The 14,968-nt window shown below is 55.8% G+C and carries 3 protein-coding genes; 1 reads left to right on the top strand and 2 read right to left on the bottom strand.

Annotated features, from left to right (window positions below; all coding sequences use genetic code 11):
- Positions 1 to 44: 44 nt before the first annotated feature.
- Positions 45 to 7,490: a putative Ig domain-containing protein gene (locus ACO2Q8_RS06705; RefSeq protein ID WP_423344010.1), complete on the bottom strand. Its 7,446-nt coding sequence runs from the start codon at positions 7,488 to 7,490 to the stop codon at positions 45 to 47.
- Between the two features lie 315 nt (positions 7,491 to 7,805).
- Between ACO2Q8_RS06705 and ispE the strand changes: the two genes are divergently transcribed.
- The gene (gene ispE / locus ACO2Q8_RS06710) at positions 7,806 to 8,612 is read left to right on the top strand and encodes a 4-(cytidine 5'-diphospho)-2-C-methyl-D-erythritol kinase (protein WP_423344011.1); all 807 of its coding nucleotides are present in this window, start codon (positions 7,806 to 7,808) and stop codon (positions 8,610 to 8,612) included.
- Between the two features lie 85 nt (positions 8,613 to 8,697).
- On the opposite strand, the gene ACO2Q8_RS06715 is transcribed toward ispE, so the two are convergent.
- Complete coding sequence (locus ACO2Q8_RS06715; protein WP_423344012.1) at positions 8,698 to 14,733, bottom strand: putative Ig domain-containing protein; 6,036 nt, start codon at positions 14,731 to 14,733, stop codon at positions 8,698 to 8,700.
- Positions 14,734 to 14,968 lie beyond the last annotated feature (235 nt).

The raw sequence follows: 14,968 nt of genomic DNA on the forward strand, positions 1-14,968 counted from the left end.
GCCGCAGATGGTTCGTCTGCGGCTTTTTGTATTCAGGGCAGAAATTACCGGTTGATCAACAGGCGTTTGATAAGCTGCTGGCCGTCGGTTTTAATCTGAATGAAGTGCAGGCCAGTTCCGCCTTCGCGCAGGTCGACGGTTTCCCGCTGCGGCTGGCCGGTTCCAATTACCCCTTTCTGCCAGAGCACGCGGCCCAGGACATCAACCACCTGCAACTGGGCTTTCTGCTGGTCAGCCAGTCGATAATCAACCGTAAACCGTCCCGTACTCGGGTTCGGACTGACGCTGAGATCGGTCGTTAGCTCGGCAGTGGGCGCAGCCTCCCGACTCCCAGCGGGGCAGGTGAGGGTTTTGGGCGACCATTTGAGTACGAACGTGCTGTTAGGCACCCGGCCGCTGATCGAGTGCGCCTTGCCATCCTTCAGTGAAGCCGGAACTGCGAAGCTATAGCCATGTACACCATTGCCTTTGTTGGCATTCTTCAGGTCCTGCCGGAAGATGTTGGCATCGGTGCTGCCAATGACGGTGTTGCCATCCAGGAATTCGACCGCAATTACGGTATTGGGTTTATCACGGTCCCAAATCCAGCCCTGAATGCTGCTGCAATTGACCACATCCAGGTAGCCTTCGTAATTACCCGGGCCACTGCTGCCGCTGGTTGGCGGGTTATTGCTCTCGCTAACGGTTAGGGCCAGATTAACCGAAACCGGGTCACTCTTGCCGTCGGTGGCCGAGTAGGTCAGGTTGAAGCTGCCCGTTTGGGTGGGCGTGCCCGAGATGACCCGCGAACCGGTGTTGAACGATAAGCCGTTGGGCAAACCACTCAGGGCATACGTCAAGGCATCATTGTTCGGATCGGTGAACACCGGCAAGGCCGCTGAGCTGTAAGCCGTGTTGACCGTGGCCGTCAGGTTCGAGACCGTAGGCGCTACCGGCGGCTGGTTCGTTGGCGGGTTACTGCTTTCTTCGTTAACCGTCAGCGTCAGCCCTGCAGTGACTGGCTCGCTCTTGCCATCGGTGGCCGAGTAGGTCAGGTTGAAGCTGCCCGTTTGGGTGGGCGTGCCCGAGATGACCCGCGAACCGGTGTTGAACGACAAGCCGTTGGGCAAACCGCTCAGCGCATACGTCAGGGCATCGTTGTTGGGATCGGTGAACACCGGCAAAGCCGCTGAGCTGTAAGCGGTATTGACCGTGGCCGTCAGGTTCGAGACCGTTGGCGCTACCGGCGGCTGGTTGACCGTTGGGGTACCGCTTCCGGCGCAGTTGATGGTCTTAGGGGCCCACTTGAGAATGAACTCCGAGCCCTGCACTCTGGCCCAGATGGTGTGGTTCTGCCCGTCCTTGAGGCTTTCGGGGATGGGAAAGTCGTACCAGTGTTCGCCATTGCCCTTGCCCGCATCTTTCAGGTGCTGACGGAAAGCGCTGGCCACGATGGAACCGATGGGGGTTCCGGCGGCAATGGAGGGGCCGTCGAAGAACTCGACGGTGACATGGCGGTTGACGCTGGTGCGGTCGTAGGCCCATCCTGAGAGGGTGTTGCAATTGACCTCCTGGGTGAGGTAGCCATCGAAGTTGGCCGCCGGTAAGGGCGGGGTAGAGGTGGCCGGGTTAACCGTCAAGGTCAGCGTGAGGGTGACCGGCTCACTCTTGCCGTCGGTGGCCGAATAGGTCAGGTTGAAGCTGCCGGTTTGGGGGGGTGTTCCGGAAATCACTCGCGAACCGGTGTTGAACGACAGACCGTTAGGCAAACCACTCAGGGCATAGGTCAACGCATCGTTATTCGGATCAGTGAACACCGGCAGAGCGGCTGAGCTGTAAGCGGTATTGACCGTGGCCGTCAGGTTCGAGACCGAAGGTGCCACCGGCGGCTGGTTGACCGGCGGGGTACCGCTTCCTTCGTTGACCGTCAGGGTGATGGTAACCGTCACGGGCGAACTTTTGCCATCGGTCGCCGAGTAGGTCAGGTTGAAGGTGCCGGTTTGGGTGGGCGTTCCCGAGATCACCCGTGAACCAGTGTTGAACGATAAGCCATTGGGCAGACCGCTCAGGGCGTAGGTCAAGGCATCGTTGTTGGGATCGGTGAACACCGGCAGAGCGGCAGAGGTGTAAGCGGTATTGACCGTGGCCGTCAGGTTGGACACCGAGGGCGCTACCGGCGGCTGGTTGGCGGGCGGAGTGCCGGTGCCAACGCAGTTGATGATCTTGGGTGCCCATTTCAGTACGTAGGCAGTTCCCTGCACCCTTGCCCAGATGGTATGGTTCTGCCCATCCTTGAGGCTTTCGGGAATGGGGAAGTCATACCAGTGTTCGCCGTTGCCCTTGCCCGCATCTTTCAGGTGCTGACGGAAGGCACTGGCCAGAATGGAACCGATGGGGGTTCCGGCGGCAATGGAGGGTCCGTCGAAGAACTCAATGGTCAGGGCCGCATTGGGTTTGGTGCGGTCGTAAGCCCATCCTGACAAGGTATTGCAGTTGACCTCCTGCGTCAGGTACCCTTCAAAATTATCGTTGGAGGGAACTGAAGCACTGATGGTCAGCGTAACAGCCAGATCGGTTTTCAGCGAACCATCGGTGGCCGAATAGGTCAGGTTGAAAGAGCCCTGCTGGGTAGGCGTTCCCGAGATGACCCTTGAATCGGTGTTGAAAGACAAGCCATTGGGCAGGCCGATCAGCGAGTAAGTCAGCGGATCATTGTTCGGATCAGTAAACACCGGCAGGGCACCGGAGTTGTAAGCCACATTGAGGGTTGCCGATAAAGCCGCCAGTGTTGGGGCTACCGGCGCCTGATTGGTCGGCGGGTTGCTGTTTCCCTCGTTAACCGTCAGCGTCAGCCCTACAGTGACCGGCTCGCTCTTGCCATCGGTGGCCGAGTACACCAGACTGAAGGTGCCCGTTTGGGTCGGTGTTCCCGAGATGACCCGCGAACCAGTGGTGAACGACAGGCCATTGGGCAGGCCGGTCAGCGAGTACGTCAAGGCATCGTTGTTGGGATCAGTGAACACGGGCAAGGCGGCCGAGGTGTAAGCGGTATTGACCGTGGCCGTCAGGTTGGACACCGAGGGCGCTACCGGGGGCTGGTTAACCGGCGGGGTTCCGGTTCCTTCACAGGTAAGGGTTTTGGGCGACCACATCAACACATAGGTTGACCCCTGTACGCGGGCCCAGATGGTCTGTTGCTGGTTGTTCTTGATACTGTTGGGAACCGTGAAGCTGTAACCATGAGCACCGTTGCCTTTGCCCGCATTGAGCAGATCCTGCCGGAAGATGTTGGCAACGGTCGTCCCAATCACTGTTGCGGAGGTGATGGCCGGATTGGCACCGGTGGCAGCCAGGAATTCGACGGTGTAGGGCGCATTGGGGCTGTCGTAGTTGAATACCCAACCCGACATATTATTGCAATTGACGCCGTCCAGATAACCCTCAAAATTACCGGTAATGACAGGCGGATTTCCTCCCGCAGCCACGGTCAGCGTAAGCGAAATATCTGTTCTGCTGGTACCATCATTGGCTGAATAAGTCAGGTTGAAAGTGCCCTGCTGGGTTGGTGTACCACTAATAGTCCGATTGCCGGCATTGAAATTTAAGCCGTTGGGCAAACCCGTCAGCGTGTAAATCAGCGGTTGCGCATCGGAAAATGCCGGTAATTGCATCGTGTACGCGATATTGACGGTGGCCGACAGGGGCAATATCGCTGGTGGAACCGGAGCCGGATTGGTGGTTCCGCCTGCTGCTACGGCCAGCGTAACGGTCAAATCGGTTTTGGTCTGGCTGTCAGTGGCCGAATAAACCAGATTAAAGTTACCGGTTTGAGTCGGGGTACCGCTGATGGTGCGGGTAGAGGTATTGAAACTCAGGCCCTCCGGCAAACCCGTCAGCGAGTAGGTGAGCGGTTCAGTATCCGTGAAGGCCGGTAATTGCATCGTGTAAGCCACATTGAGCGTAGCCGTCAGGTTCGAGACCGTCGGGGCCACTGGTGGCTGGTTGGTGGGTGTGCCGGTTCCCTGACAGGTCAGGGTTTTGGGCGACCACATCAAGACATAGGTTGAACCCTGCACCCGGGCCCAGATCGTCTGCTGCTGGTTGTTTTTGATGGTTTCGGGTACGATGAAACTGTAGCCGTGGGCACCGTTGCCCTTCCCCGCGTTGAGCAAATCCTGCCGGAAGATGTTGGCGACGGTGGTTCCGACCACGGTCGCGGAGGTAATGGCTGGATTGGCACCGGTAGCCGCCAGGAACTCGACGGTGTAGGGCGCATTCGGGCTGTCATAGTTGAATACCCAGCCGGAAATCGTGCTGCAATTAACCACATCCAGGTACCCTTCAAAGTTGCCGGTTATGACTCCACCCGCACCGACCGTCAGCGTCAGGGTGACGGTGACCGGCTCGCTCTTGCCATCGGTAGCCGAGTAGGTCAGGTTGAAACTGCCGGACTGTGTGGGTGTTCCCGAAATGACCCGCGAACCGGTGTTGAACGACAGGCCGTTAGGCAAACCACTCAGGGCGTAGGTCAGCGCATCGTTGTTGGGATCGGTGAATACTGGCAGGGCACCCGAGTTGTACGGTACGTTGAGGGTTGCCAAGAGTGCGAAGGCTGCCGGTGCCACTGGTGGCTGGTTAACCGGCGGGGTACCGCTTCCTTCGTTAACCGCCAGGGTGAGGGTAACCGTCACGGGCGAGCTTTTACCATCGGTGGCCGAGTAGGTCAGGTTGAAGGTGCCGGTTTGGGTGGGCGTTCCCGAGATGACCCGCGAACCGGTGTTGAACGACAGACCGTTAGGCAAACCACTCAGGGCGTAGGTCAGGGCATCGTTATTCGGGTCGGTAAAGACCGGCAAAGCCGCTGAGGTGTAGGCGGTATTGATCGTCGCCGTCAGGTTGGAGACCGTCGGGGCCACCGGAGGCTGGTTCGTTGGCGTTGAAGAACCCGTGGTGGTCTCTGTGGCTGTGTTACTGTTTGCGGAGACGTTTCCGGTCGCATCGACGGCCCGGACAAAGAAATAATATTCCGTACCGGGCGACAGCCCCGTGACATTGTAGGCCGTTCCGGAGGTTACGTCGGCAATCTTGGTGTTGTTTTGGTAGACTTCGTACCCGGTTACACCCACGTTATCCGTCGATCCATTCCAGGTAAGCCGCATCGAATTCTGAGTGACGTTGCTGATCGCCAGATTTGTTGGGGTGCTGGGTGGTTGCTTGTCGGATGCGTCGGAAACGACGTTGAACGACCGTTCGACCGGACGGGCCGGTTTGAAGCCGTCGCCCCCGTGCTGAGCGGCCCGAACCGTTACCTTGCCCAGGCGGCCGGTCAGGAAGATTTTCCCTTCGGCAATAACCGCCGGTCCTTCAATTACGTAGAAAACCACCGGTTTGCCGGATGTTGCCGAAGCTTCGGGCGTAAAGGCCGCTGCGTTGGGCGCCCGGTCGCCGATCGGGTTGAAATTAATGGTCTGGGAATTTCCGGAGCAGTTGGGATAAATATACCGGATGGTCTCGGTTTTCAGCCCCCCGGCGTCGGTCACTTCCAGTTTCACGCCATACCAGTAGGTGAGTGTTCCGTCGCAGCCAATGGGCGGAAGCGATGCCGTAGCCGTGCGGCTGGTGGTGATAAAATCATCGTGCTGGTGGTCGTTGTGAAACAGCGACACCGTCCATTTGTAGCTCAACTGATCGGCCGGGGTTTCGTCTGTAATGTTGGCCGAGAGGTTGATGTTACGAATGTCGGTCAGGTCCATCTCGGTCTGATTGTCGACGCTGGTGCTGACAATGACCGGGGCGCTGTTGCTGGCGCTGCTGACGGTGATTACCTTTTCGGCGGTGGCGGTTTTTCCGTCGGCATCCGTTACGGTCAGTTTAACCGTGAAATTGGTCGACGTTGAAGAGTTAGTCGTGAATGTTTTTTCGGGATTAGCCGCCGTACTCGTGGTGTTATCCCCAAAACTCCAGGCATAGGTGAGCGGTTTTCCTTCCGGGTCGTAGGACGTGTTGCCGGTAAATTTGACGGTCAGCGGACTGGCGCCATTGGTTTTATCGGAAACAATGATGGCGACCGGCGGACTGCCTCCTCCACCGTTGTAGACAACCCGCCGAACGCGTTCGCCCCCGTTTTCCGGGTAGCGGAGGTAGTACATGTTTTTGTCGACCGGGTTAAAGGCAATGCAGGTGATATACTGGTACGAGCTACCGCCATCGAGTAGTTTGGCAATCGTTTCGGGCTGGGGCTGGTTATCGCCGTCGAAGGCCATTTTCGAAATCCAGCCGCCGTTGAAGTCGGCAAAATAATAGGCATTCTGGTATTCAGTCGGGTAGTTTCCTCCGCCCGGATGCCAGCTACCCCCAATGGCGCAATACCCCGGAAGTGCTCCGGATGGTGAGTTCCGAACATCGGTCAGGGTACCGTTTCGGTTGATTTGCCCCGGTCCTGACCGCCAGGCAATAACCGGTTTCGTGAACGTTACGCCGGCCGGTTTGTATTCGGTTTTGTTGTAAGGGCGGGTCGACGGGTTTTGGCCTTCTTCGTACGGCCATCCGTAGTTGGCTCCTTTTTTGATGACATTGATCTCTTCCCAATCCGTAAAACCGACTTCGCCCACATAAATGGCCCCCGGATTACCGGCGTTGATGTCGGTGCTACCGCTATTGGGTCGAACCGCACCGCGGAAGGGTTGACGCATCCCCGAGGCATAAATCCGGCTTTTGATCGAACGCGGAGCCCCCGCATCAAAATTGGGGTTGCCGGGTAAGCCATCCCCATTTTCGGGATTGATCCGCAGAATCTTACCAGATAGCGAGTAATCGACCTGTGACCGGTAGCTACCGATGTTCTCGGCCGCCGTCATAAAACCGTTCTGAATCGACTGGTTATAATACGATTCGGAATAGGAGCCCTGGTCGAAGGCCGCAGCGGCTCCGTCGCCGGTCGGAATGATCAGCGAACCGTCGGTTCCCATGACGATTCCCCCGCCCGCGTGGGAGTTGGAGGTCAGCGGAATACAATCACCGGGAACTCCTTTGCTTGGGTTGTTCGGGTCTGGTGCCCCAATCAGGATTTTCCGGCTATCGGCCTTAATCGAGCGAAAGTTGTCGTTTTTATTGGCTTCGTAGCGTGTTACCCGGGCGTAAGTTCCCTGCCATTTGACGGAAGCGTACTTGATCACGTAAAAGAGGTAAAACCGGCCGTTGTCGAGAAAGTTGTTGTCAAGGGTCATACCCAATAACCCAAAATCATCGTATCGTCCGATTTCTCCCGAAATATCCAGCAACTGTGAGCGCTGCTTGGTTTGCGGATCAATCCGGTGGACCCGGCCATCAATGGTCCAGACGTACATAGCACCGTTTTTGTCGAAGGTGAACCCAACCGCACCGGATAAATCATTGGCATAGACCTCTTCGGAAAAGCCGGGTTTATATTGGCCGTAAGTGGATGAAAACCAGCCTAGGGTCAGGGCAAAGGCAAGAACAAGTGATCTGAGTAGCGTAGAGAAATTTGTCATAAAAAAAGATTACTGGATGTGGTCGCGCAGCGCAGGTCATACTTCACAAACTTGAAACGAGACAGGTAGCAATTGCATTCAATTCAAGCGGAAACAGGCTCAACGTACAAGGATCTCGTATATTTGAACCTGGGAACTAAAAATTTTGCTGCGAAATTTCGCCAAAAATATAGGAAAAATACAAATGCCATAAAGCCCAAAGGAACATTTTTTACTAAACGGTAACAGTTAAGTTACTGTATGCCAGAAAAATAGCTTATAAATGGTCTTTTTATTGTCCAAATAAAATTAGCTAAAGGTCTTAAATAGTTTTTAATGATTACATTTCCAAATGTTAAAATAAACATCGGTTTGACTATCACCGAAAAGCGGCCGGACGGATTTCACAACATCGAATCCTGCTTTTATCCGGTACCTTTGAATGATGTTCTGGAGATCATTCCTGCGCCGAAAACCTCCTTTGAAACGAGTGGACTGGCAATTCCGGGCCCTGCCAGCACCAACCTGTGTCTTCGGGCATATGAACACTTAAAACAGGACTTTGATCTGCCGCCCGTTCAGATGTACCTGCATAAGCTGGCTCCGATCGGCGCTGGTCTGGGCGGAGGCTCTGCCGACGCAGCTTTTACGCTACGGCAGCTTAACGAACAATTCAACCTCGGTTTATCCGTCGAACAATTGGAGGAGTATGCGCGGTTGTTGGGAAGTGATTGTGCTTTTTTCATCCGGAACTTACCCATGTATTGCGTTGAAAAAGGTGACCGGTTTGAAGAAATTGATGTTTCATTGCATGGACATACCATCGTACTGGTCTACCCTAACCTGGCTATTTCAACGGCGGAAGCGTACGCAAACGTTCGGCCACAAAAACCGTCCACACCGCTTCGGGTCTTACTTCAGGCCCCGCTTTCTGCCTGGCGGGAAACCATCCGAAACGACTTCGAAAGCAGCTTATTTCCTATGTATCCGATTTTGCAAAAGATTAAACAAGAACTATACCAGTCGGGGGCAATCTATGCCAGTATGAGTGGCTCAGGCTCAACTATCTACGGTATTTTTGAGCAAGCGGTACAAATACCGGCCAGCTTTCGGGACTATCAGGTCTGGCAGTTCCCTTTATAAGCAATACGTCAAAAGCCGGATAAAGGACTATCAAAAAAAGAAACCGCCGGTATTCGCTGGCGGTTTCTTTTTTTGGATAAGCAGATTACCGGTTGATCAACAGGCGTTTAAAGACCAGTTGCCGGGCCGTTTGCAGTTGAATCAGGTACAGATCCGCCCCGGAGTTCCGGAGATCGATGGTTTCCCGCTCGGTCCGACCAGTACCGATCACAGATTTCTGCCAAACCGACCGGCCCATCAGATCCACGATCTGCAAGCTGGCCCGTTGGTTTGCTCCAACGCGGTAAGTTACTTCAACCGGCCCACGGCTTGGGTTCGGGCTCACGTTCAGTTCCAGACTGATTTCCGGGCTTTCACTTGCGCCCTGGCGGCTACCGGCGGGGCAAGTGAGGGTTTTGGGCGACCATTTGAGTACGAACGTGCTGTTAGGCACCCGGCCGCTGATCGAGTGCGCCTTGCCATCCTTCAGTGAATTTGGTACCTGGAAGCTATAACCATGTTCCCCGTTGCCTTTGTTGGCATTCTTCAGATCCTGCCGGAAGATGTTGGCATCGGTGCTGCCGACAACCGTGTTACCGTCGAGGAACTCGACGGTAATGTGGGTGTTGGGTTTGTCACGATTCCAGATCCAGCCCTGAATGCTGCTGCAATTGACCACATCCAGGTAGCCTTCGTAATTACCCGGACCACTGCTGCCGCTGGTTGGCGGGTTATTGCTCTCGCTAACGGTTAGGGTCAGATTCACCAAAACCGGGTCACTCTTGCCGTCGGTGGCCGAGTAGGTCAGGTTGAAGCTGCCCGTTTGGGTGGGCGTTCCTGAGATCACCCGTGAACCCGTGCTGAACGACAAGCCGTTGGGCAGACCACTCAGGGCGTAGGTCAAGGCATCGTTGTTCGGATCGGTGAACACCGGCAAGGCCGCCGAGCTGTAAGCGGTATTGACGGTAGCTGTCAGGTTCGAAATAGTTGGCGCTACCGGCGGCTGGTTGACCGGTGGGGTACCGCTTCCGGCGCAGTTGATGGTCTTGGGGGCCCACTTGAGAATGAACTCCGAGCCTTGTACCCTTGCCCAGATGGTATGGTTCTGCCCGTCCTTGAGCGTTTCGGGGATGGGAAAGTCGTACCAGTGCTCGCCATTGCCCTTGCCCGCATCTTTCAGGTGCTGGCGGAAATCATCTGCCAGAATCGAGCCGATGGGGGTTCCGGCGGCAATGGAGGGGCCGTCGAAGAACTCGATGGTCAGGGCGGCATTGGGTCTGGTGCGATCGTAAGCCCATCCCGAGAGGGTGTTGCAATTGACCTCCTGGGTGAGGTAGCCATCGAAGTTGGCCGCCGGTAAGGGCGGGGTAGAGGTGGCCGGGTTAACCGTCAGCGTCAGGGCGACGGTGACCGGCTCACTCTTGCCATCGGTGGCCGAGTAGGTCAGGTTGAAGCTACCCTGCTGGGTGGGCGTTCCTGAGATGACGCGTGAGCCGGTGTTGAACGACAAGCCGTTGGGCAGACCGCTCAGGGCGTAGGTCAAGGCATCGTTGTTCGGATCGGTGAACACCGGTAAAGCCGCTGAGCTGTAAGCGGTATTGACCGTGGCCGTCAGGTTCGAAACCGTAGGCGCTACTGGGGGTTGGTTCGTCGGGGTGCTGGGGTTAATAGTCAGGGTCAGATTAACCAAAACCGGATCACTTTTGCCATCGGTGGCTGAGTAGGTCAGGTTGAAGCTGCCCGTTTGGGTGGGCGTGCCCGAGATGACCCGCGAACCAGTGCTGAACGACAAGCCGTTGGGCAAACCGCTCAGCGCATACGTCAGGGCATCGTTGTTGGGATCGGTGAACACCGGCAAAGCCGCTGAGGTGTAGGCTGTGTTGACCGTAGCCGTCAGGTTCGAGACCGTTGGCGCTACTGGCGGCTGGTTGACCGGTGGGGTACCGCTTCCGGCGCAGTTGATGGTCTTGGGGGCCCACTTGAGAATGAACTCCGAGCCTTGTACCCTTGCCCAGATGGTGTGGTTCTGCCCGTCCTTGAGGCTTTCGGGGATGGGAAAGTCGTACCAGTGTTCGCCATTGCCCTTGCCCGCATCTTTCAGGTGCTGACGGAAGGCGCTGGCCACGATGGAACCGATGGGGGTTCCACCGGCAATGGAGGGACCGTCGAAGAACTCGACGGTGACATGGCGGTTGACGCTGGTGCGGTCGTAGGCCCATCCCGAGAGGGTGTTGCAATTGACCTCCTGGGTGAGGTAGCCATCGAAGTTGGCCGCCGGTAAGGGCGGGGTAGAGGTGGCTGGGTTAACCGTCAGCGTCAGGGCGACGGTGACCGGCTCACTCTTGCCATCGGTGGCCGAGTAGGTCAGGTTGAAGCTACCCTGCTGGGTGGGCGTTCCTGAGATGACGCGTGAGCCGGTGTTGAACGACAAGCCGTTGGGCAGACCGCTCAGGGCGTAGGTCAAGGCATCGCTATTCGGATCAGTGAACACCGGCAGAGCGGCAGAGGTGTAAGCGGTATTGACCGTGGCCGTCAGGTTCGAGACCGTTGGTGCTACCGGCGGCTGGTTGACCGGCGGGGTACCGCTTCCTTCGTTGACCGTCAGGGTGATGGTAACCGTCACGGGCGAACTTTTGCCATCGGTCGCCGAATAGGTCAGGTTGAAGGGGCCGGTTTGCGTGGGCGTGCCGGAGATCACCCTCGAACCGGCGTTGAAGGACAGGCCATTGGGCAAACCGCTCAAGGCATACGTCAGCGCATCGTTATTCGGGTCGGTGAACACGGGCAAAGCCGCCGAGGTGTAAGCGGAATTGATCGTGGCTGTCAGATTGGAGACCGAAGGTGCCACCGGCGGCTGATTGGTCGGGGTGCCGGTTCCGGCGCAGGTAATGTTTTTCGGCGACCAGGTCAGGATGAACGTCGAGCCCTGGACCCGTCCCCAAATCGTATGACTTTGGTTGTCTTTTACACGTTCAGGAACGGTGAAGCTATATCCGTGAGCTCCGTTGCCTTTGTTGGCGTTCTTCAGATCCTGCCGGAAAATATCGGCCAGCGTCGAACCGATCGGAACGGCTGTGGCCGCCGTGGCTCCGTCCAGAAACTCAACGGTGATCGGCGTATTGGGCTTGTCGCGATCCCAAACCCAGCCGGAAATGCTGCTGCAATTGACCACATCCAGGTACCCTTCAAAATTACCCGTCACGACGATACCGCCGGTAGCGACTGTCAGTGTAACGGCCAAGTCGGTTTTCAATGAACCGTCGGTGGCCGAGTAGGTTAAGTTGAATGTACCCGATTGCGTCGGCGTTCCCGTAATGACGCGGGTACCGGCATTGAACGACAAACCGTTGGGTAGACCCGTCAGCGAGTAAGTCAGCGGATCATTGTTCGGATCGGTGAAAACCGCTAAGGCCCCCGAATTATAGGCTACGTTGATCGTTGCCGAAAGTGCGAACGTCGCCGGAGCCACCGGAGCCTGGTTCCCGACCGGTGCTTCCAGGGTTTTCGGCGTAGCGGTGTTGCTGTTTCCGGATGAATTCGACGCGGCATCCCGGGCCACCACCACGAAGGAATACGTCGTATTGGGGCTTAAGCCCGAAACCGCAAAGGTCGTACTACTGACCAGGTTCGGGTTAATCTTATTGCCGTTCTGGTAAACATCATAACCGGTCACACCCACATTGTCCGTCGAAGCGTTCCAATTAAGCTGAAGTGAAGTCGCCGTAATGTTGGAAGCTGCCAGCCCCGAAGGTGCCGTTGGAGCCTGCGTGTCGGGGGTTGAAGGGGCGTTGTTGGTCACCATAAACGACCGCTCGACCGGCTGCGCGTACCGGTACTGCCCGTTGCCGTGCTGGGTAGCCCGGATTGTTACCAGACCAATACCGCCCGTCAGCTTGACCTGCCCGTTTTCAATCGTGGCCGGGCCGTCGACGGAAAATAACGTAACTGGCAAGCCCGACGAGGAGGAAACCGGGGGGCGGAAGGCCGGAGCGGTCGGGGATTTGTCACTGATCGGATCAAACGAAATCGTTTGCTGCTGCCCTCCGCAACTCAGGTAAATGTATTTGGTGTACGTCGTGGTCAAACCGCCTGCATCAGTAACATCAAGTACCATACCATACCAGTAACTGGCTTCACCATCACAGTTTCCTTCTGAAAGTTCCACGGTTCCTGTACGACCGTTGATAACCGATACGGCGTGACGGTGGTCGTTGTGGTACAAATAAACCGTCCACTGGTATTTCAACTGATCGGCGGGTGTTTGGGCGTCCGAAGCCGTGGCGTTCAGGCTGATCGTTTGCGGTAAGGCGATTTGGCTATAGCTATCCACACTCGTCGACTCAACAACAGGGGGCGTGTTATTCACCGAGATAACCGTTTGAGCGGTATTACTTTTGCCCTGGCTATCCGTCACTTTAAGCGTGACGTTGAAGGTCTTGGCTCCGGTAGCCGTAAAGGTTTTGGCCGGTGGGGTCATGGTTCGGTTGACCGAACTCCCATCGTTGAAATTCCACTCATACGTCAACGCGCCCCCTTCCGGATCGTACGAATCTTTCGCGGAGAAGTTAACGACCAGCGGATTGCTACCGAACGATTTGTCCTTGGAAATGACGGCTGTAGGTGGCTGGTTAGTTGTGAAGGCAAACTGACGTACCAGTGATTTTTCGCCGAGCGTCACGTAGTAGAGGTTGCGGTCGTACGGGTTGAAGGCCATGCCTACAATCCGGTCGGAATTCTCTGTCACGGTCATTTTGGCGGCCAACTTGAAAATGCTGTTTGACTCCGGATTTTCATCGTGGCCGAAGCGGGCACCCGCAATCCAGCCGCTGCCATAATCGGCAAAGTAGTAAGCGTTCTGAAACTCTTTCGGATAGTTTCCTCCACCTTCGTGCCAGACGCCACCAACGATGCAGTTTCCTTCGAGCGGGCGTTTGTCGGCACTCGTCACAGCATCGCCCTGAATGACCTCCGTATTTTTGTTTTCCCGGTACTGAATCCGGGGCTTGGTGTGGACAGCCGGTTTGAAAACCTCGGTTTTCCAATACCCATCGCGGCCTTTGGCGTGCCCTTCGTAATACGGCCAGCCGAAATTCTGACCGGGGGCCGATACCACGTTCAACTCTTCCCAGGATGAAAAACCGACATCACCCACGTAGAGGACGCCCGGATTGCCATTTGCCGGGTTGGGATCGCCGGTATTCGGGCGAATCGAAAGCCGGAAGGCCTGCCGGAAACCCAGCGCGTAAATCAGGTTCTGGGCTTCTCTCAGATTGGAGCCACTTCCTTTGTAAAACGGGTTCGATGGATAGCCTTCACCGGTTTCCGGATTGATCCGCAGGATTTTGCCGCACAGCGAAAACAACGCCTGCGACTTGTAGGCACCGATGTTCTCCGAAATGCGACTCGTGCTGTAGGTGTTACAACCGCTAACACCGTCATGCTTGAGAATTTTTTTGTTGATCCCTTCCTGAAACCAGGTCATTGTGCCGTTACAGCCTACGTCTACCTCGATAAAGCTCGACGCGTCGCCTGTTCCCAGTAAAATACTACCATCGACACCGGTTGCCAACCCGCCACCTGCGTGCGAAGGGGTCACGATCGGAACCCCGTTTTCCAGGGTTTCACCCAGCAGAGTTTTCCGACTGTTCGGGTCGGCTTTGTAATTATTGTTGGGATCGACTGTGTAGCGGGTGACACGCCCGATGGTGGCCCCGGTTTCGGCGGACTTATTGGGCAGGTAACCTGGTTTGCCGAAGTTCTCGTACCAGTACATGTCCACCACATAATAAACATAAAACCGCCCGTTCGTCAGAAAGTCGCGGTCGAGCGTCAGGCCCAGCAGGCCATGATCGCCGTAGCCGGCTACTTCTTCTCCAATGTTCAGAATCAGTGTTGGTTGGGATTCGCCCCGCTTGATGCGATACACCTGGCCGTAGCGACAGGCGATGTACAAATTGCCACCTTTATCGAAAATGATGCTGGTAGCGGCTTTGAAGGTAACGGCAGGATTAGGGGCCGGGGTAACAGAATTGATGTAATCCTTGTCTTCCATATTAATTCCCACCTGCCCGTATCCTATCAGCGACAGGAAAACAGACAATACCAAAGCCACACACATTCGTGAAGTAAAGGAGTTGATCATAGAAAGAGATTTTGATGAACAGAAATAGCACGTAGCCGCGCAAGAACCAGGGAGGAACTTGTAAATGTCGGAAAGATAGTTAACAAAAATTGGGCCGCAAAACTTGAAGTAACTGGAAATTAGTATCCGGTTAGTTACTACGAGTCAGGGATTGTCCAATTTTATAGTGAAATTGTCTGTTAAATAGCTGTTTTTGTGAAAAAATCAATTACTCTTCATGTAAAAAACGGAATAA

Source organism: Larkinella sp. VNQ87 (assembly GCF_049445795.1).
Lineage (GTDB): Bacteria > Bacteroidota > Bacteroidia > Cytophagales > Spirosomataceae > Larkinella.